The organism is Sporolactobacillus laevolacticus DSM 442, from assembly GCF_000497245.1.
Lineage (GTDB): Bacteria > Bacillota > Bacilli > Bacillales > Sporolactobacillaceae > Sporolactobacillus > Sporolactobacillus laevolacticus.
Genome location: NZ_AWTC01000022.1, coordinates 28,962 through 49,171 on the forward strand (window position 1 = coordinate 28,962; position 20,210 = coordinate 49,171).

General features: G+C 42.0%; 20 protein-coding genes and 1 pseudogene. 19 read left to right on the plus strand and 2 right to left on the minus strand.

Translation table 11 applies throughout. The features are described from left to right. Positions 1 to 86 precede the first annotated feature (86 nt). The 17 genes and pseudogenes from P343_RS34925 to P343_RS35000 all read left to right on the plus strand — a co-directional run bounded on the left by P343_RS34925 (position 87) and on the right by P343_RS35000 (position 16,102). Positions 87 to 584, plus strand: coding sequence for a PTS sugar transporter subunit IIB (locus tag P343_RS34925; RefSeq protein ID WP_023511566.1), 498 nt, complete (start codon positions 87 to 89; stop codon positions 582 to 584). Between the two features lie 187 nt (positions 585 to 771). Then, the gene (locus P343_RS34930; RefSeq protein ID WP_023511567.1) at positions 772 to 1,743 is read left to right on the plus strand and encodes a PTS sugar transporter subunit IIB; all 972 of its coding nucleotides are present in this window, start codon (positions 772 to 774) and stop codon (positions 1,741 to 1,743) included. Between the two features lie 33 nt (positions 1,744 to 1,776). Beyond that, positions 1,777 to 2,583, plus strand: a complete 807-nt coding sequence (locus tag P343_RS34935) for a PTS mannose/fructose/sorbose transporter subunit IIC (protein WP_023511568.1) — start codon at positions 1,777 to 1,779, stop codon at positions 2,581 to 2,583. A gap of 19 nt (positions 2,584 to 2,602) precedes the next feature. Beyond that, positions 2,603 to 3,514 (plus strand): PTS system mannose/fructose/sorbose family transporter subunit IID, encoded by a 912-nt coding sequence (locus tag P343_RS34940; protein ID WP_023511569.1) that lies wholly within the window; start codon positions 2,603 to 2,605, stop codon positions 3,512 to 3,514. Positions 3,515 to 3,751: 237 nt separating this feature from the next. Further along, a complete protein-coding gene (locus P343_RS34945; protein WP_023511570.1) occupies positions 3,752 to 4,135 on the plus strand; it encodes a DUF956 family protein in 384 nt (127 codons plus the stop codon). Positions 4,136 to 4,303: 168 nt separating this feature from the next. Then, positions 4,304 to 4,432: pseudogene (locus tag P343_RS37845) on the plus strand (PTS mannose transporter subunit IID); the annotation flags it as partial. Positions 4,433 to 4,485: 53 nt separating this feature from the next. Continuing rightward, positions 4,486 to 4,944: a DUF986 family protein gene (locus tag P343_RS34950; protein WP_023511571.1), complete on the plus strand. Its 459-nt coding sequence runs from the start codon at positions 4,486 to 4,488 to the stop codon at positions 4,942 to 4,944. Positions 4,945 to 5,553: 609 nt separating this feature from the next. Beyond that, entirely contained in the window at positions 5,554 to 5,754 is a 201-nt protein-coding gene (locus P343_RS34955) for a cold-shock protein (protein WP_023511572.1), read from the plus strand. Between the two features lie 144 nt (positions 5,755 to 5,898). Further along, on the plus strand, positions 5,899 to 6,444 hold the full coding sequence (locus P343_RS34960; RefSeq protein ID WP_023511573.1) for a beta-class carbonic anhydrase: 546 nt from the start codon (positions 5,899 to 5,901) through the stop codon (positions 6,442 to 6,444). A 269-nt stretch (positions 6,445 to 6,713) separates the two neighbouring features. Next, positions 6,714 to 6,908, plus strand: a complete 195-nt coding sequence (locus tag P343_RS34965; RefSeq protein ID WP_023511575.1) for an alpha/beta-type small acid-soluble spore protein — start codon at positions 6,714 to 6,716, stop codon at positions 6,906 to 6,908. Positions 6,909 to 7,094: 186 nt separating this feature from the next. Next, a complete protein-coding gene (locus P343_RS34970) occupies positions 7,095 to 7,931 on the plus strand; it encodes a Cof-type HAD-IIB family hydrolase (protein ID WP_023511576.1) in 837 nt (278 codons plus the stop codon). A 148-nt stretch (positions 7,932 to 8,079) separates the two neighbouring features. Beyond that, the gene (locus P343_RS34975) at positions 8,080 to 9,315 is read left to right on the plus strand and encodes a metallophosphoesterase family protein (RefSeq protein WP_023511577.1); all 1,236 of its coding nucleotides are present in this window, start codon (positions 8,080 to 8,082) and stop codon (positions 9,313 to 9,315) included. A gap of 64 nt (positions 9,316 to 9,379) precedes the next feature. Beyond that, positions 9,380 to 12,184: an ATP-binding protein gene (locus P343_RS34980; protein WP_023511578.1), complete on the plus strand. Its 2,805-nt coding sequence runs from the start codon at positions 9,380 to 9,382 to the stop codon at positions 12,182 to 12,184. Positions 12,185 to 12,565: 381 nt separating this feature from the next. Beyond that, the gene (locus P343_RS34985; RefSeq protein ID WP_023511579.1) at positions 12,566 to 13,243 is read left to right on the plus strand and encodes a response regulator transcription factor; all 678 of its coding nucleotides are present in this window, start codon (positions 12,566 to 12,568) and stop codon (positions 13,241 to 13,243) included. Then, positions 13,240 to 14,643, plus strand: a complete 1,404-nt coding sequence (locus P343_RS34990; RefSeq protein ID WP_023511580.1) for a HAMP domain-containing sensor histidine kinase — start codon at positions 13,240 to 13,242, stop codon at positions 14,641 to 14,643. The genes P343_RS34985 and P343_RS34990 overlap by 4 nt, the downstream gene beginning before the upstream one ends. An 83-nt stretch (positions 14,644 to 14,726) precedes the next feature. Beyond that, positions 14,727 to 15,722, plus strand: coding sequence for a 3'-5' exoribonuclease YhaM (gene yhaM / locus P343_RS34995; protein ID WP_023511581.1), 996 nt, complete (start codon positions 14,727 to 14,729; stop codon positions 15,720 to 15,722). An 86-nt stretch (positions 15,723 to 15,808) separates the two neighbouring features. Continuing rightward, entirely contained in the window at positions 15,809 to 16,102 is a 294-nt protein-coding gene (locus P343_RS35000; protein WP_023511582.1) for a sporulation YhaL family protein, read from the plus strand. A 114-nt stretch (positions 16,103 to 16,216) separates the two neighbouring features. Here P343_RS35000 and P343_RS35005 read toward each other — a convergent pair whose 3' ends face one another. Continuing rightward, the gene (locus tag P343_RS35005) at positions 16,217 to 17,098 is read right to left on the minus strand and encodes a peptidylprolyl isomerase (protein ID WP_023511583.1); all 882 of its coding nucleotides are present in this window, start codon (positions 17,096 to 17,098) and stop codon (positions 16,217 to 16,219) included. A gap of 506 nt (positions 17,099 to 17,604) precedes the next feature. Here P343_RS35005 and P343_RS35010 point away from each other — a divergent pair. Both P343_RS35010 and P343_RS35015 read left to right on the plus strand, forming a co-directional pair. Continuing rightward, positions 17,605 to 18,201, plus strand: a complete 597-nt coding sequence (locus tag P343_RS35010) for a YpmS family protein (RefSeq protein WP_023511584.1) — start codon at positions 17,605 to 17,607, stop codon at positions 18,199 to 18,201. A 121-nt stretch (positions 18,202 to 18,322) separates the two neighbouring features. After that, a complete protein-coding gene (locus tag P343_RS35015) occupies positions 18,323 to 19,555 on the plus strand; it encodes an aminopeptidase (protein WP_023511585.1) in 1,233 nt (410 codons plus the stop codon). Positions 19,556 to 19,627: 72 nt separating this feature from the next. Here the strand turns inward: P343_RS35015 and P343_RS35020 are convergent, their stop codons facing one another. Further along, positions 19,628 to 20,032 (minus strand): YtxH domain-containing protein, encoded by a 405-nt coding sequence (locus tag P343_RS35020; RefSeq protein ID WP_023511586.1) that lies wholly within the window; start codon positions 20,030 to 20,032, stop codon positions 19,628 to 19,630. Positions 20,033 to 20,210 lie beyond the last annotated feature (178 nt).

Consider the following 20,210-nt stretch of genomic DNA (forward strand, 5'->3'; position numbering starts at 1 on the left):
GCGTGGTGAGCGTGGATTACTTACTCGGAAAAGGTGGAGAGTGATATTAGTTATTTTGCTCGCACTTGCAATGTTGGTGGGTTGTCATGACGATGGATGTTCGTTTATTACGTATTGACAGTCGTTTACTACATGGGCAAGTGACTACGAATTGGGCGAAAGCCATCCACGTTAATCGCATCTTAGTTGTATCTGATCGTGTGGCGCGCGATCTGACACGCAAGACATTGATCGTGCAAGCTGCACCTCCTGGAATTAGGACGCATGTCGTTACGTTGGAGAAAATGATAAGAATCTATCATGATCCGCGTTTTAACGTTTTAAAACCTATGATTCTGGTTGAGAACGCAGTTGACGCAAGATGCATTGTCGAAGGTGGCATAAGGGTTGATTCGATCAATATTGGTGCGATTAGCTTTGACAATACGCGAGTCATGGTTACCGATGCAATCGCTGTTAATGCGGCCGATGTGGAGGCTTTCAAGTGGTTTCATGATCATGGGATTAAGCTTGATGTCCGCAAGGTTTCCAATGATAGTTCAAAAAATCTTTGGAAAGCGCTTTCTGAAAAGGGCTTGGTGTAGATCAAATGATTTTTAAATTTTCTGCTCTACTTAATTGTGTATTTCCTTAAACATGAAGGGGGGTGAGAAGTGTTTCATCACGACGAATCGATCCAGTATGTTGTTTCGATTTTTTGAAAGCGATGACAGAACTGGATGCTTAAGTAATGTACTAAAGTGCAAATATTGACATAGGAGGTATTAAACGATGGTAGGTATTATCCTAGCAAGCCACGGCGATTTTGCTGAAGGCATTTTCCAATCCGGCTCAATGATTTTTGGAAAGCAGGAGAATGTCCAAACGGTTACCTTAATGCCCAACGAAGGTCCCGACGACGTTAAGACAAAACTGAAAAAAGCGATTGCATCTTTGGACGATCAAGAGGAAGTTCTGTTCTTAGTCGATCTTTGGGGCGGAACACCGTTCAATCAAGTCAACAGCTTGTTTGAAGCACACAAAGATAAATGGGCAATCGTTGCCGGTATGAACTTACCGATGGTGATCGAAGCGTATGCTTCGCGCTTATCCATGAACACAGCACGTGAAATTGCGGCGCATATTTCGCGCACAGCAAAAGAGGGGGTCAAAATCAGACCTGAAGAATTAGAACCGGCAAAAGCAACGGCTTCAGCTCCTGCCCAGCAGGTAAAGAAAGGTACTCCCGGTACATTTAAATACGTGTTGGCACGTGTTGACTCCCGTTTGCTTCACGGTCAGGTCGCAACTGCATGGGCCAAAACGACCCAACCAACGCGTATCATCGTCGTATCCGACGCGGTAGCTGAGGATGATCTTCGTAAAAAATTAATCCAACAAGCGGCGCCGCCGGGGGTCAAAGCACACGTTGTTCCTGTCGCTCAAATGATCAAACTGGCAAAGGATGATCAGCATTTTGGTGGTGAACGCGCGCTGCTTCTTTTCGAAAATCCGCAGGATGTGGTGAGAGCGGTTAAGGGCGGTGTTCCATTGACGACCATCAATGTAGGTTCTATGGCACACTCACCAGGTAAAGTTCAACCGAATAAGGTGCTCGCCTTTAACCAAGATGATATTGATGCTTTCGCTAAGTTAAGAGAAGCCGGTTTGGCCTTCGATGTACGTAAGGTGCCAAACGATTCAAAAGGTGACATGAACGAAATTCTCAAGAAAGCTCAAGATGAGTTAAACAAATTAAGATAATAATTATTCAGGAGAAAGGGAGGATTAACAATCATGGATTTGAACATTATTCAAATTATATTAGTCGTTCTCGTGGCATTTTTAGCGGGTATGGAAGGAATTCTGGATGAATTTCACTTTCACCAACCAGTCATTGCATGTACGTTAATCGGCTTAGTGACAGGAAATTTAGTACCATGTCTTATCCTTGGCGGTACGCTACAAATGATTGCCCTAGGTTGGGCAAATATCGGTGCCGCTGTAGCGCCTGATGCTGCGCTAGCATCTGTTGCCTCTGCAATTATTTTAGTTCTTAGTGGGCAAGGCAATGCTGGTGTATCTTCTGCAATCGCGATTGCTATCCCGCTTGCCGTTGCAGGTTTGTTATTAACCATCATCTGCCGTACGATTGCAACAGCTTTTGTGCACTTTATGGATGCTGCAGCTAATGAAGGAAGCTTCAAAAAAGTTGAACTATGGCACATCAGCGCGATCTGCATGCAAGGGGTACGTATCGCCATCCCGGCAGCATTGATTTTAGCAGTTGGTGCGGGTCCAGTTAGAGGGTTACTTGCAGCGATGCCAACTTGGTTGACAAGTGGTTTAGCGATTGGCGGTGGCATGGTCGTTGCCGTTGGTTATGCAATGGTTATCAACATGATGGCAACAAAAGAAGTATGGCCATTCTTTGCCATTGGTTTCGTACTCGCGACTGTAACACAAATCACATTGATCGGTCTTGGTGCTATCGGTGTAGCTATTGCCCTTATCTATCTGGCGCTTTCCAAGCAAGGCGGCTCAGGTAATGGCGGAAATTCAAACACCGGTGATCCACTAGGCGACATTATTGATAATTACTAAGAAGGAGGGAGAAATAAAAATGGCACAAGAATTGAGATTATCAAAAAAGGATCGTATTTCTGTTTGGTGGCGCTCAACTTTCCTTCAAGGTTCTTGGAACTATGAACGTATGCAAAATGGCGGTTGGGCCTATACAATGATTCCGGCAATCAAAAAACTATACAAAACTAAGGAAGACCGTACGGCTGCACTTAAACGTCACCTAGAGTTCTTTAATACTCACCCTTATGTCGCTTCACCAATTATTGGTGTAACTTTAGCACTTGAAGAAGAACGTGCAAATGGTGCGCCAGTTGACGACGTAGCCATTCAAGGGGTTAAAATAGGCATGATGGGGCCGTTAGCAGGTATCGGTGATCCGGCTTTCTGGTTCACGGTAAAACCAATACTTGGTGCATTAGCAGCTTCTCTTGCGATGACCGGTAACATTCTCGGACCAATTATTTATTTCTTTGGATGGAATATTATTCGTATGGCATTCATGTGGTCTACGCAGGAATTTGGCTACAAAGCGGGTTCTAAAATTACTGACGACTTATCTGGTGGATTGCTTCAGGATATTACTAAAGGTGCATCAATCCTTGGTATGTTCATCCTGGGTGCATTAGTTAACCGTTGGGTATCAATAAAATTCACGCCAGTTGTATCTTCAGTTAAGCTTGACAAGGGTGCTTTTATTGATTGGAGCAATTTACCGTCCGGCGCGGCAGGAATTAAATCAGCGTTGGAACAACAAGCTTCCGGTCTTTCATTGGCAGCACAAAAAGTAACGACGTTACAAAACAACTTGGATAGTTTAATTCCCGGTTTAGCTGCATTGGCGTTAACGCTTCTTTGCATGTGGTTGCTTAAGAAGAAAGTTTCTCCAATCATTATGATTCTTGGGTTGTTCGTGGTTGGTATCGCCTTGCACTTACTAAACGTGATGTAATAGCTAATATTTTAGCCTGGGTATATATTTATTCATTGAGTCATTAAATTGAGTATAAATCCTGCATCCCAGGAGTTGTATGCCAATAATTGAGCCTGATTCCTCTTAAGTTAAGGATTTCAGGCTTTATCTATATGTTTTCTAACTAACCGCTTGAGCATGCCCGATCAAAATTGTTTGGTCGATGGAAAAAAAGTATAATGAATGAGTATAGCGAAAGGGAATGGAGCAAAGAAAATGGTTCAATCAATGAATACAAAAGTCGATTTTGTAGGGGATGCCACTTCTTTTATTGGGCTTGCTGATTATGGCAAAATCATGATTGGCGACAAAGGGTTTGAGTTTTATAATGACCGAGATGCTCGAAAAAACATTCAAATCCCTTGGGATGACGTCGATTATGTCGTTGCTTCAGTGATGTTTAAAGGGAAGTGGATTCCTCGCTATGCCATACGAACGAAAAAAAATGGAGCGTACTCTTTTTCTTCTAAGAATCCTAAGGAAGTTTTGCGTGCCGTGCGAAAATACGTGAAACCGGAACGAATGGTTCGGTCGCTGACGTTCTTTCAAGTGGTCAAGCGCGGACTAAAAGCCAAGTTCGGTCGAAAAAGAAGTAATTAGTATCCTGTACGTTTAAATTGTTAGAAAATCACGTTTCATTTGCTGCTCTCCATCTGAACGAACAGTCGTTTTGCAAACGGCTGTTTTTTTAGCTTGAATTGTCAAACTAAGTGCAACACCTAATTATAAAAAGCCTCGAAAGGAGTTTTCCTTCACAAACACGTTCTGCATCTTGGCTTTAGATGGTGGGGCATTTCTTAGGAGTATAAAAAAGGTGTCGATGTTGTCTTGGATATGGGAGGCGGCTTGCTTCAGAAATTAACCGAAAGCGCTTCAATTCCTGGTTTTTTTAATATGTAGATCGTTTAAACTTGGTAATAGATGAAAGCACATAAAGTGGGGGGAGACACATGACTTTGATAATCGCTTTTTTATGCCTGATATTAGCGGGATTGCTGGCTTATATTTTTTACGACGGCATCCTTGTTCGCGTACTAAAGGGGAAAACAGTTCTATCCGTACGTCTTCGTAAGCGGAATTATCTGGACCAACTGATTCTTGCAGTTTTGCTTGCCATTATATTTATTTCCAATACTGTCAGAGGCGAAAATAACGCTGTAATGAATAGTGTGCTCATATTATTGGTGATCACCTTGCTGTACAACACGCTTATTCACGCGCCAAGTGCTCGTTTTAAGGCGGATGGATTCTTTTACGGTTTGGAATTCACAAAGTATGATCGAGTAAAGAACATGAAATTATCTGAGGATGGCGTCTTGGTTGTGGATACCCAACGTCGACGGATACTGCTATATGCCCGGAAAATTGAAGATCTGGAAAAAATTTTAAATGTATTTGTGGAACATTAAAGAATACGGATTTAGGACAATGAGCAGAAATTATGATCATCCTCTTTAACCCGTGCCAAAGTAAAGGCATGGGTTAAGTACTTTCTTCAGTTGACTTTTTGAATGATAACATCTATACTAAAGTAGACCTAATGTGAATGACAAGATTTTTTGTGACCTGTCATGAATATACTATCGTTTTATTGTTAATACTTTGCAACAGATGGTATGAAAGCAGATTGAACTTTGCGCTGAATCATACTGGCTCGGTCAGAGGAACCGTAAGGATGAAAGAGAGGTAGGGCTTTCGTTGTTTCGGCGCCAGAAAAGCCGATTGATGTTTTTGTTTTGGAATGTTTATATTAGGTCTAAAATTTATGATGGTACGTATGATAAAGGGTGACATTTATAATTCACGTGTTATAAAAGGATTATCAATGTGTTTGTACTTTTTTATTGATACTTTTTATAATATGTGAATTTTTTATTTCTGCGGGATGGCCCCGTTCAGTGAAGGATTTATATCTGTAGCTACAGGGAAAAGATACGCCAGATAAAACATGCGCATATATCAAATTAAAAGTGCGTTCAAATGATTTGAACATCCACTTATATTAGGAGGTTTTCTTTTTGAAAACAGGTACAGTAAAATGGTTTAACAGTGACAAGGGTTTTGGATTTATCGAAGTTCCAGGCGAAAATGACGTATTCGTTCATTTCAGCGCAATCCAAACTGACGGATTCAAGACACTTGACGAAGGTCAAGCAGTTGAATTCGAAGTTGTCGAAGGCAACCGTGGACCACAAGCAGCTAACGTTACAAAGCTGTAATTAATTATTTAGAAAAAACCGTTTCCCATTTGGGAGGCGGTTTTTTGCTTAAATTGAAATTTTTTTAAGCATGTCATTGGATTCATTTTGCATTTTCTTTTATGATTAAGTGTGACGTTTATACTTGACTTGGGGGAAATAAATATGTCACAGCTGGAAGAAATGCTGGCTTATAACCAACAATTTGTTAAGAATCAGTCCTACCGTCCATTCGAGGCACCTAGCCGCCCGACGAAGAAGATGACCATTGTATCATGCATGGATTGTCGATTAATTGAGCTGCTTCCAAAAGCATTGAATGTAAAGAACGGCGATGCCATCATGTTAAAATCTGCAGGCGGCATGGTTGAATCTCCATATAGCAACACCATGAAAAGTATTCTTGTTTCACTCTATGAGCTAGGTTCTGAAGCAGTATACATCATCGGACACACCGATTGTGGCATGCACGGACTTCACGCGCATAAAATGATTGACGATATTAAGAAACGCGGCGTGGCCGATCAGAAATTTGCCGAGGTTCTTGAACAGGGTGTGGATCTCGATCAGTGGCTGAATGGGTTTCAATCCGTCGAGGATGAAGTACAAAAGAGTGTGTCGATTGTAAAAAACCATCCACTGCTTCCTGAAGGAACACCGGTGATCGGACTCGTCATCGATCCGAAAACCGGCGAAATTACTCCTGTTTAAAAATCCTTTCCTCCCTTATCGAGGGTGTTCGAAAAAGTCTGGAAAAAATTACCGGCGAATCTCTGTGTCAACTTGCTTTTCCGCTCCTCACGTATTATTTGCATACGCTCTGGTGCTCAAAGCTGCGTTTCCTTGACCTTCTTGGTCCTTTTTGTCCTCCTTTTCGAACTGACTCTAATATAGAATCGTTTCCTAGAAATTTCCAAGTGAGGTTTCGAATATAGAAAACGATTACAGAGCAAAATAGGTTTGTAAGGGAGGTGAAACACATGGCAAATTCAAATCAGTTAGTTGTGCCAGGTGTACAGCAAGCTATTGATCAAATGAAAGCAGAAATCGCGAGTGAATTTGGTGTCAACCTTGGACCGGACACAACATCAAGAGCAAATGGTTCGGTTGGTGGAGAAATTACAAAACGTTTGGTAGCGCAGGCTCAATCTCAATTCGGCGGCTACCAGAAATAATCCGAATGGATATGAATGACTGAACGATAGAAGAGGAACGGCTTCCCGCCGTTCCTCTTTTCATAGATCTAAAAAGTGGTATTACTTAAGGGAACAAGCAGATGCCTGGTTCTATTTTTGTTCTCCATTTCATAAGCTGTTGACAGGAATGAAGGACTGAAATGGATTCCGAAGAGGGGGATAACCTTGGTATATCGCTTACTTGCACTGGACATCGATGGAACCCTGTTGAGCAGTAATAACCGGCTTGATCGGCAGACAAAGGATGCCATTCAGTATGCACAGAAGAAAGGTGTCATTGTTACACTTGTCTCAGAACGTCACTTTCACTCTGCGGCAAAAGTTGCTCGAGCGTTGCGGTTGACACAACCGATTATCACGCACAATGGTGCATTTGTTTCTTCTTCCATGGATGATCCGGTTTACACGAGCAAAATTGATCATAGTGTGTTGATGCAGCTAGCTGAATTTCTAGAAACTTATCCATGCCAAATTCAGATGTCCCATGAACGGCTGTCAATAAGCAATCGGCCTCATCAAAAAAATCTGATCGCAAAAATGACGATTGGAATGAATGAGCCGCTTTTTTACCCAGTTACTTATGTAGACTCCCTCAGTCAGTACCTTCTGGAAAATTACGAAGGCGCTACAGATGTGAAGGTTAAACTGGATGACAAGAAAGTGATGGATGATCTAGAAAAAGCAATAAGTGACTATTTTCCATCCCTAGATGCCTGGCGAACGGCTCCGGACAGCTTAACGTTGGTCCGTCAAGGAACTTCCAAATTTAACGGGTTGCTTTTCTTTGCCGGACAGCTTGGTATTCCGCTCCATGAGATTGTTGCGGTTGGAGACAGCCTTCAGGACGCGGAAATGATCGAGAAGGCCGGACTCGGTGTTGCCATGAGAAATGCGCCTGCGGAAGTGAAAGCGAAAGCGGATTGGCTGACACGTTCAAATGATATGGATGGTGTCGCCTATGTTGTTCGTGAAGTGTTCAGAAAACAGATACGTGTTCATTAACGGATGTAAGTAAACGGCAGCCTTTTTCGGGCTGTTTTTTTTGCTTCCATTTAGGACAAGCATTACTATGAATTTGTTTGAATAATTGAGAACGTGTGATCGGTTGTGATAAAATAAATACAAACAGTTGGCGGAGGGAGGAAAAGCAATGATTCGGTTTGTACACACCGCCGATTTGCATCTAGACCGCCCATTCGAAGGACTTACAAAGCTTCCAAACGCACTGTACCAACGAACAGCAGCCAGTACATTTACGGCATTCAGCACGCTGATTGATACCACCATTCATGAAGGTGCAGATTTTCTCATTATTGCTGGTGATGTGTTTGACAATAGCCATCGCAGCATCAAAGCGCAACGTTATTTTATTAGTGAAATGAAACGTCTACAGGTGGCATCGATTCCTGTTTTTCTGACTTATGGCAATCACGACTTTATCAATAAATCATGGAATCATTTGAAACTGCCTGACAATGTCCATGTATTCCCTGTGAGCCCAGCTATGATTCCATTACATACAGCAAGTGGCCAATGTGTTCATCTCTATGGTTTTAGCTACAAGCAAAGATGGATCAGCGCTGATATGTCGGCTCAATATACACGGACTGGTCATGCTGACTTTCATATTGCCATACTTCATGGTGAACAGAGTTCAGGAGAGACAGAAGGATCATACGCACCGTTTACGATACAAGGATTATCTGAAAAACGATTTGATTACTGGGCTCTGGGACATATTCACAAGAGGCAACAACTGGCTTTTCCACTGCCGATTTGGTATCCGGGCGATATACAAGGGCTCTCGTTTAAAGAATCAGAATTAGGACAAAAGGGTGCTTCAATCGTAGAATTGGATGAAAATGGAGCTCACGTCCGATTTTTTTCAACCGCGGATGTTGGTTGGAATTGTGCATCTCTTGCTTTCTCCGGCCCTATAACCGCTGAAGCATTGGAAGAATCCATGAATCAACTTAAAGAAGAACAAAGGGAAAGACATCATGGCGCTTTTATCCGACTCAGTTTTACGTTTACTGCTTCCGGATTAGAACGATATGAAGCTGAAGAAATGGTGCGGGAAATGATTGAAGCGATTAATGAAGAAGAGATGGATCAACCGGATTTTATTTGGTTCATTCCGGGAAACTGTTCATTCCGAACGGTTTGGGATAAGAAGCAAATCATCGATAGCCCACATTTTGTCGGTGATCTTTTCCGGTTAATTGAACGGACAGAGAATGTAAGTTTGGCGACGGATTTGCTCTATCAGCACCACTCCGGAAGACGTTACTTAGCGGCGCTCACTCAATCTGATCTTGAGGAGATTAAAGTTGAAAGTGAGCAGCTGCTTGCTGAAGCCCTCTTGTCGCCGGAAACGGACATTTAGCAGATAAGCGGAAATTCACAAGGAGGTGTACGGCACGGTTTTTGTAGTAAGCCGTTCTTGATGCATGAAAATAAAAACTTTGGATATCAAACAATTTGGGCGTTTTGAACAAAAAAAAATCATGTTGCCGGCATCTCCTTTTGTCATTGTCTATGGAGAAAACGAAGCGGGCAAATCGACAATGATGCATTTCATTCTGAGCCAGCTGTTCGGATTTCCACAAAAAAAAGCGCTTGAAAAATGGAGAGACAAGCATCATTCCACTTTGTTCGGCGGATCAATGACGTTTGCAGCAGATGACGGAAATACATATAGGCTGGAACGGATTCTGGATGAAGAGGCTAGGCTCTCTTCAGAAACCGGTACATCCACGGACTTGCGCACGCTATTGCGTGGTATCGACCGTATGCTTTACCAGAATGTTTTTTGTTTTGATCTGGAAGGCCTTCAAGATATTGATAAAAAGAATCCTTCAGACATGAATGATCTTCTGCTTGGAGCAGGGATGATTGGCAGCGGAACGCTTGGCAAGCTAGAGTTGGCTTTGGAAAAAAAATGCGGACAATTATTCAAAAAGAGCGGAAAAAAGCCGCAATTGAATCGACTTTTTTCTGACCTTAGTTCGTGTTCTTCAGAACTAAAAACGTGGGAAAAGAAGCTGGATACTTTTCAAGTATTGAAAGAGAAAATTAAAACCAATAACGAACAACTGGCTGGTCTGGAATTGCAGAAAAAAGAGCTTCAGCAAACATTTCAAATGTGGACAGCCTTTTCTGCAGCGCGACCATTGCTGATGACTTTGCGCACGTTGGAAAATGAAAGGAAAAGATTGGGACTGTTGCAGCCATTTCCCCAAAATGGAAAAGAAATGTTTGAAGATAGCCGCAAAATGCTGATCTCTTTAAAGAAAGAGCTTCGCGATTTAAATGAACAGATTGATCATTTGGATGATTCAATCCAAATGATCCGTATCGATGCGCAATGGAGTGAGGAAGAACCTGCACTCCTCCGTCTTTTTCGTTCTGCAGCGAACGATGAGCAGAATGGAAAGGAGCGGCGCAGATTAGAGGATGAACTTCGCGAACATCGTGCTGCGTACAGACAACTATGTGATCAGCTTGGGGAGGACTGGACAAGCGAAAAAATTAGGCAGGCATCCTCAGAATTTACTTTGGACCAGCAATTAAAAAATAAATTGAACCGCTGGAAGAAAAGTTTAGCGAGAAAACAAGAGGCGGCTAGAGATCTTGACTCTATGAATGAAAAAATTGCTTTTCTTGAAAAACGTTTGAAAGACTTGAGTGGTGATCATGGGGCAATTGGAAGTCGTGTGAAAGAGAGGAGCGGGGGTAGTGGTTCCCGAGTGATAGTCGCATGCATCATTGCTCTGGTTCTGACGATCACTATGACATTGATGTCTGCACTTCTGATTACTCCACTAGCAGGTGTTCCTGTGTTCATCATTGGTTTGGCGATGGCAGGCGGTATTTTTTTCGTCACTGGATCACGCAAAGAAAACCGTAAGGGTATGGAACAGTTTCACCACATACTGGATGACCGGCAATCTGCCGAAGCTTCGCTGACTGTAGACCAATTGAGGTCAGCGAAAACCGCTTTGGATCAGAAGAGAGAAGATGTCCGTTCCTGCACAATTTCATGTGAGGAGGAGAAGCGAAACATTCAATTATGGTTACGGGAACGCGGATATAGCATTGACGATTTAGATTGGGCTGAGGAGACTGTCCGTCTTGTTGGTCAGGCTCAGGAGAAGTGCCGAAAGATAGATACGTTAAACGATCAGTTGCGTCATTTAATTAAGTCGCATGAAAATTTTGAAAATGAGTGTTTGGAACTTGCGAAAAAGTTAGGCATGCCAGGTGGGGATGCGACTTATTTAGAAAAGCAATATCATCTAGTGACTGAACGGATACGACAAAGGCAAGAATTGAGTAAGCAGAGATTAATTTATGTGAAGCAAAGAGAGCGATTCAGCAACCGGATTGAGGCCCTCATCCATGAACAGAAAAAACTCTTTAATCAGGCACAGGTTGAAGATGAACAGCAGTTCTTCAAAGCAGCAGAATACGCTGTACGCGTGGATGAACTGACAAAACAAATTCAAGCATGCAGAATCCAATTGCTTGAATTGACAGGATCGGAAAAGCGTTTGCAGTATTACTTTTCCTATTTGGATGAAAATAAATGGGAAGGCCTAACTGAACTGGACTTCAAAAACCATATCTCGGAATTGGAAGCTGATTTGAAAACGATTCGCGATCAAGTGTCGAAAGATCAGGCAAGCTGTGAGAGTATGGAGGAAAATGACTCCTATCGTGAGATGCTGGACCGTTATCACACGTTGCTTACGGAAGCGAATCTAACAGCAAAGGACTGGGCGGTTTACGAGACTGCGTTGTGGGCGATTCAGAAGGCGAAAGAGCAGTATAGGGAGCAGCGCTTGCCTAAAGTGATGAAGGAAGCATTGCATTACTTCCAATATGTTACCGATGGACGTTATGAAACGCTTCAACTCGGTGATGATGGCTTCATCGCCGGACGTTCCGACGGCCGACGTTTTTCGGCTGCTGAATTAAGCAGGGGCACAGCGGAGCAGCTGTATCTTTCACTCCGTTTAGCGCTTATGGGCGTGTTTAGTGGTGATGAGACGTTGCCATTGATTATTGATGATGGTTTTGTGAATTTTGATCATGAACGATCAGAAAAGGTGTATCGGTTACTCGAGAAGGTATCAGAGAAACGACAAGTCATTCTGCTGACTTGTCATATCAACGCATATATGAAAGAACATCCTGAAAGCATCCTCAGGCTCCAAGATAACATGAATGAGTCTTTAGGCTCGACAATCTAATAGGGTGGTCTTTGTCCTCCTTTTCGAACAGATTCTAGTAGAGGGAGTTCGAAAAGTCCGGGAAAAATTACTGGCGAATCTCTGTGTCAACTTGCTTTTCTGCTCCTCACGTATTATTCTCATACGCTGCGGTGCTCAAAACTGCGTTTCCTTGATCTTCTTGGTCCTTTTTGTCCTCCTTTTCAAACAGATTCTAGTAAAAAGGGCATTTTTTTGTGAAATTTGTTTCATTTATCTTAATGAAATTAGTCTCATGCTATAATTTAATTATTTATTAGTTCTGTTTCATGATTCTGTTGAGGCTGAAACATTGGGCACTGAATCCTTTAGCGGAACTACATAGTTATTTTAATAAAAGACTCATATAAGGATGATTTCTCTATGAATGAAACACTCTTTAAAATTAACCTCGTTGAGGATGAAGAAAGTCTGGCATCTATTCTCAAGGCGTATATGGAGAATGAAGGATGGGATGTTTCTGTTTTTCATACGGCTGAAGAGGCTATGAATTATTTGCATAATGGCGTACATTTGTGGATTCTGGATATTATGTTGCCAGGCATGTCCGGTTATGATTTAATCAAGAAAATTAAAGAGAACCACTCTGAACAGCCCGTCATTTTTATTTCGGCAAGGGATCAGGATCTTGACAAAATTCTTGGGCTTGAGCTAGGGAGTGATGATTATCTTGCTAAGCCTTTTCTTCCTAAGGAACTTGTGATTCGCGTGAAGAAATTGCTGCATCGTGTGTATGGAGCAGGTATCCATGAGAATAGAATGGTCATCTCTAAATATCAGCTTGATGTCGTTCGACGCAAGGTATTTGATGAAGAGAATCAGTTAATTGAACTGACAACTAAAGAATTTGATGTTCTGCTTTACCTGGTGGAAAATGTTAATGTCGCCAAATCACGACAGGATATTCTCACTGAGGTATGGGGGCAGGACTATGTTGGGTCCGACAGAGCAGTGGATGATGTTGTTCGACGTATTCGCAGAAAAATGGCACGCTTGTCGCTCGAGACAGTCTATGGGTCTGGATACAGGATCGTCTCATGAAATTGCCGATAAAAATGACGCTGACCAAGCGTATATGGCTGTCCTTCGCACTGCTTGAATGCATTATCGGCTTAATTATAATCAGTGTGTACCCGTACTCGATCCAAAGCACGTTAAAAGAAAATACTTATCGAACGATCGAAGTGCAACAGATGCTGAACTTTCAAGCACTTACCGGAGGTTACGGAGTGGACAACCCCGGAACACAGGTTCATGATCAAGATTCAACAAGTTCAATCTGGACTTTAATGGTAAATAATCAATTTCAGACGATCATTGGCCATGCTCCTTCAGACCGTTCTGTGCTTGTACAAATGAAACAACAGATCAAATCTCAAAAAAGTGAATTAGCTCGCTATGAATTAAAGATAAACGATTCGACCCTTTATTTTGTCGCTAGGCGTTTCAGAATAAATTCAGTAAACGGTTATCTAATTTCCTACATGTGGGATACCTATAATAATGAATTGAAAGATAGTTTGTGGAATCGCCTGATCTTTACTTTTGCGATGGCAAGCATTCTTAGCTTGTTTCTTGCTTTTTGGCTAGCACGTTATCTGAAACGACCGCTTGATATCTTAGGCAGGCGGTTTAAAGAAATTTCACGATTGAATTGGGAAAAGCCGTTCGAATGGAAAGGCGATGTAGAGTACGAACGGCTCTCTGCGCAATTCGAGGAAATGCGGCTCAACTTGATCCAATATGATAAATCCCAGAAAGTGTTTCTCCAGCAGGCCTCTCATGAATTGAAAACACCGATTATGATCGTGCAAAGTTATGCGCAATCTGTTAAGGACGGTATTTATCCAAAAGGCGGATTGGATGATTCCATGGATATTATCATCCGTGAAGCTCAGCAGATGGAGAAACGCGTACGAAAACTACTGTATTTTACTCGTTTCGATTCACTTGGCGATCAACAAATGCGTTACTCGAGGATCCGCTTTGGCGATCTTGCGGGATTAGTGCGTAAAAGGCTGATGGCCCAGCGACCAGATATAGATATTCACGTCGGTGGTGAAGAGACGATGATTTACGCCGATCAGGAACAACTGCAGACCGTTTTGGAAAATCTGGTCGAAAATGCACTGCGTTATGCGATTCACAATATATGGATGGAAGCTGATGGAAGCAGTACGCTTCATTCAGTAATTTCTGTAAAGAATGATGGTCCTTCGATTCCGGAAGATGAAAGGAAAGCGATGTTCGAACCGTTCCAAAAAGGCGAAAAAGGACAGTTTGGATTAGGGCTCGCGATTGTCAAACGGATCGTTAATAATCATCATGGGTTTATCCGTGTGATAAACATTGAAGACGGGGTTGCGTTTCAAATGACATTACCTGCCCCGCCTCCGCAGAAACAAAATGGAGAATCTGATAAAATAATTGGAAAGGACTAATTGTCAGAAACGATCTGACAGTTGACTCCTTAAATGCATGAAAGAATGGCGGCCTTGAAAGGCCATTTTGAAGGGAAGGGTTCATGTTGAAGGGAATCGCGTTTTACAAAGAAGGCGAGCATGTTCATGAATACCTGTTGATAAAGAGCGTGACTAAAGGACTGGCGAGTAATGGCAAGCCTTTTCTTACGATTATGCTTCAGGACAAGACGGGCGATATTGAGTCAAAGCTATGGGGCAGCACACCTGAAGATGAAAGTAATTATGTTCCGGGAGTTGTCGTTTTGGCGGAAGGAGACGTCACCACATTCAGAGGAAGAAATCAGTTCAAGATCCGAACGATTCGTCCTGCGTCGGATCATGACCCGATTAATAAAGCAGATCTCGTGATGGCCGCTCCGTTATCCATTGATGAATTGAATGAAAAGATCACTCAATATCTATTTGAGATAAAGAATCCGGTCATTCAGAGGCTGACTCGCGCGCTTTTAAAAAAGCACCATCACGATTTTTTTGAATACCCAGCTGCTGTAAGCATTCATCATAATTTCCTTTCCGGATTAGCCTATCATGTTTGCTGTATGCTGGACATGGCGAAGGCAGTCGTCAACTTATACCCGGAAATCGATAAAGACTTGCTGTATGCCGGCATTATTATTCATGATATGGGAAAGCTGGAAGAGTTATCAGGTGTGACGGCGACAAGCTACACATTGACAGGAAATCTGCTTGGCCATATCTCCATCATGATTGACAAGATTGGCAAGATAGCGGATGAGTTGGGGATTGGCGATAAAGAAGAAGTTCTGCTGCTGCAGCACATGGTACTCAGCCACCATGAAAATCCAGAATGGGGAAGCCCGAAGCCTCCGCTCTTTAAAGAAGCGGAAATTCTGCATATTCTTGATGATATGGATGCTAAAATAAATGTCATGACCCGCGCGGTTAGAAAGACACGTCCAGGCGAATTCTCTGAGCGTATTTTCGCTATGAACAACCGTTCGCTGTACCGTCCATCTTTTGACACCAATGATTTAGAAGAAACATCACAGCATATCCACGAAGACAACACAAATTAATCTGGTCTAACAGTCCCGCCTCATGCATACAGTAACAGTGCGAATGAAAAAATGGACAAACGTCATGTACGTTGGGAGGCGGGAACATGAAACAAGCCAGACGTTCATTAATTGTTGTTGCGTTACTTTTCCTGCTCTTCATGCTGCAGCAATTCGGTTTGATTGATCCGGTGATTAATAAACTAGAAAGTATCGCTTGGTGGGTTTATTTAGTGGTTGCCGGTATTATTTTCAGCGGATATCAAGCATTCAGCATATCCAGGCAGGACAAAGAAGTAGATGAAGAGTGGGTCGAACAGCAAGGCAATGTTTATATGAAAAGAATGGATGCGGAGAAAAAGCGGCGTCAAAGCAGAAAAAATCCGAAAGCTATGCAATAAGCATGGCCTTCGGATTTTTATTTTTCCAGAGAAAAAAACTTCTATCAACCTCAAAAAATTATCAATAAAAAAAGATCCAATCGAAAATTTTAATCTTCGATTGAATCTTTTGGATTACTGTTGAGTTGTCGTTGTAGCTGCTGAGTTATCGAACAAGTCTTTAAAATCTTTATCTTTGACTTGGACATTGTTATTTTTAATTAATGTTTTCATGACTTGGTCTTGTGATTTTTCCTTGCTAGCAAGGTATGCTTCCTTGACAGAAGACTTCAGATCATTATAAGCATCTTTCTTACCTTCAAGTTTGATAATGTGATATCCGCCATCTGTACTTGAGTAAACGAGAGGGCTGATTTGTCCAACCTTCAGTTTCATTGCTGCATTACTGAATTCAGGGACCATGGTTGATTGCTTGAACCAGCCAAGCTCGCCGCCTTTGGTTTTTGAACCTGTGTCTATCGAGTATTTCTTAGCTAGAGCAGCGAAATCGGAGCCGCTTTGAGCTTTCTTCAGAACAGATTGAGCGGTTTTTTTGTCTTTAATAAGAATGTGGCTAGCCTTAAGTTCTGTCAGCTGAATCTTATTTTTATTGTAATAATCTTTAAGCGCCTTATCGTTTACCTTAATACCCGCCTGCTGTGCTTTTGTCATCATCAGTGAGTCTTTGATCTGACGTCTGAACTGAGCTTCAGTCAGCTTATTTTGGGCAAGAGCTTGTTTGAATTGGTCTTCAGTAGAGAATGTTTTCCGAACTTGATCATATTTTGCGTCTACAGCTTTCTTCGACACATTGTAATTCTTCTCAAGAAGTTTCTCATAAACCAAATTCTGAAGAACTTGATCACCATTTGTCTTCTTCAGTTCATTGTAAAATTCTTCTTTAGTAATATTACCGCTTTTTGTTTTAACAACTGCGGCATTATCTCCGCCATTACCGCATGCTCCAAGGCTTGCGAGTACAATAACGGCAGCTAGAACCATCATTAGCTTCTTCAATACGTCCACTCCTAATTTAAATTGTTCCACATTACAACAGTATTTCGCAGATACTTGCGGTTATCCGTCGCATAGCACAAGAATATTTTTTTCCCATGCTAAGTGGAAATCAGCTTGTCAACACTGTACATTCTAACTGATAAGAGCCCTGATTGTCGAGTTGCGGAAGAACCATCCACTTATATTTCGCTAAATTCCGCCAAATTAAGAAATCATTTAAATCAAATAATTGTTAAATCGCTATGTGAAGCGAATTGTTAAGGGCCAGCATTTTACTCAGAGAGTGCTTTTCTCTATCTTGGTTGATGATTCATGATCAATGATTTAATAGTTAACAGACTAATTTAGCAGGGCTTTTGTTTTAAGAAATCATACAATCACTTGTCCATTGGTTCGCACAAAATACGAAATGCGCTATAATAAGAAAATTACAGGACGAGTTAAAATAAGCAAAATTCAGGTGCGCCTATTTAATATAGTGGAAGAAAAGGAGAGGGAGAAGAACAGTGAATTTAGGAAATCATTCTAGGAAGAAAAATATTTGGAAAATCGCTTTTTTATCATTTCTACTTTTAGAGGTGTTAGCAATTGGTGTGATTTTGGCGATGATTACAAATGGTTTCTCATCAAAAGACGGGGCATTGCCACGGACTGACCGGACTCAGGGACAAGCAATTTTTTCCGTGCAAGCCAACAAACAACAGCTCGAAAATATGATAAATGATCAAATTGATTCAAACCAAAATAAACGCCTTTCCTATCATGTCAATATTGGAGACCAGCTTGTGCTTAATGGCAAGTACAAGCTCTTATTTACTGCGATTCCTTTTTCATTAACCTTTACACCGGGTGTTCAGAATGGGGATGTTGTGCTTAAGGAGACGAATGTGAAACTAGGCAGTTTGCCGCTTCCGGATAAACAAGTGCTGAGCTTCTTGAAAAGCGGCTCGGATTTTCCAAAATGGGTAGTAATTCAACCGAACAAGCGCCAAATCTATATTAATCTGACCCAAGTTCAAGTTCAGCAAGGACTCTATCTACGCGCGGAAACGATTAATCTGCCGCACAATGATGTCACATTTAGTGTTCATCAGAAAAAATAAATAGAGGATTCAAATGATTTGATGACAACGTTTGCATTTATGCCTGCGGTAAGTGTTAGAATAGACTTGGAAGAAAATGCGGATTGCTTAAGCATGTGAACCATAAATGGGGGCGTTCATTTTGAAAACCTTTGCTCAGAAACTGGAAAAGTATGCAGAACTAGCCGTAAAAGTTGGCGCAAATGTTCAGAAAGGCCAGGAAGTGCTGATCAAAGCGCCGATTGAAGCAGGAGAACTCGTTCGGATTGTTACCGAAAAGGCTTATCAGGCCGGAGCGAAGCGTGTGTATTATAACTGGACGGATGATCATTTGGATCAATTGCGGTTGAACTACACATCAGAAGAGGTCATTGCTGAATATCCGGTTTGGAAGGCGAATAAGCTTGAAGATTTGGTGAAACGTGGTGCCGCTTGTATTGATATCAAGACAACAGGCATCGGTATCATGGACACGATTGATCCGAAGAAGGCGGCGCTGGATCAGGAAACGATGTGGCGGGCGCTGAATACTTATTATGATTACCGCATGTCCGACCGTGTCAGCTGGACGATTTTGATCTATCCGACTGTTGAGTGGGCAAAAAAACTGTTTCCAGGGAAAATCAGAGAGCTGGCACTTGCCGATCTGTGGGATGTCATTTTTAAAATGACACGGATTGATTGCGAAGATCCCATTCAGGCTTGGGAAGACCATAAAGCCACTCTTGCTGAAAAAATCACCTTACTGAATAAGAAGAAATACAAAAAATTGCATTATAAAGCGCCGGGTACAGATCTGGAGATCGCCTTTGATTCTGCTTATCACTGGGATGGAGGAGCTGCGATAAACAGTGCAGGCACGACGTTTGTCCCAAACATTCCGACCGAAGAAGTTTACACACTTCCTCTAAAAACAGGTGTCAATGGAACGGTTATGGCGACACGTCCTCTTGTTTATGGCGGTAAATTGATTGAGAAACTTTCAGTCGCTTTTGAGAATGGACGCATTACCCGTGTCAATGCGAAGGAAGGCGAAGAATTGATCAATCATCTTCTCGCTACTGATGAAGGCGCACACTATTTAGGTGAGGTTGCTCTTGTTCCAAATGATTCGCCTATATCGAAATCCGGACTCGTTTTCTATACGACCTTGTTTGATGAAAATGCTTCTTGCCACCTCGCGATAGGAAAGGCATATCCAACGTGTTTGGATGGAGGAACACAAATGTCTGCTGATGAACTCAAGGCACATGGAGCAAACGATAGTCTCATTCATGTCGATTTTATGATCGGTTCCGATCAGTTGGATATTGACGGAGAAAATGCCAATGGTGAATGGGAACCCGTTTTCCGAAACGGAATTTGGGCATTCTAAGGTGATTTGGAGATATAAAAGGCGCCCGTATCTGATGAAATAATGATCAGGTACAGGCGCCTTTTTTTACGATTACAACGATGGCGGAGTTTCTTCTTCACCTGGCTTCTTCTCAGGGGACTCTTCCGTGAGTTTATTGGCCAGCTTTTCTTTTGCGGCTTCTAATTGGACCACATTATTTTTGATTTTTGTCAAATAAGGCTGCACATCTTCTTTCCATTCTTGCAGAAGATTGCCAAGGTCAGATACGGCTGACTTTAGCACCGGTACGCTTTCATCTTTTAAAGCGATGACACGGTCTTTCACGATGCTCAAATTATTCGCCGCATCTTTTAGTGGTTGCTGGATGGAGAGTGCTCGTTCCTTTATATCACTTCTGATTTCTTCGCCTCTTTTTGGCGTGGTCAATAAGACAATAGTCCCGCCGACAATTCCACCGACAACAGCGCCGATCGTGTAAGAGAAAAATTTTCCCATTCCTTTCACCTCTTCACAATAATATGCGTTCTTAACTACCTCTATTATACCCTAGACTGGTGAGCTTATCACTTGATTGTGAAATTGATAATAAGAAACATACTAACCTTAATGGTGCAGAAAGTACGACGGTACTCTTCTGCACCACTTTTGTTTTATAGTGGGAGTGAAGCATCAG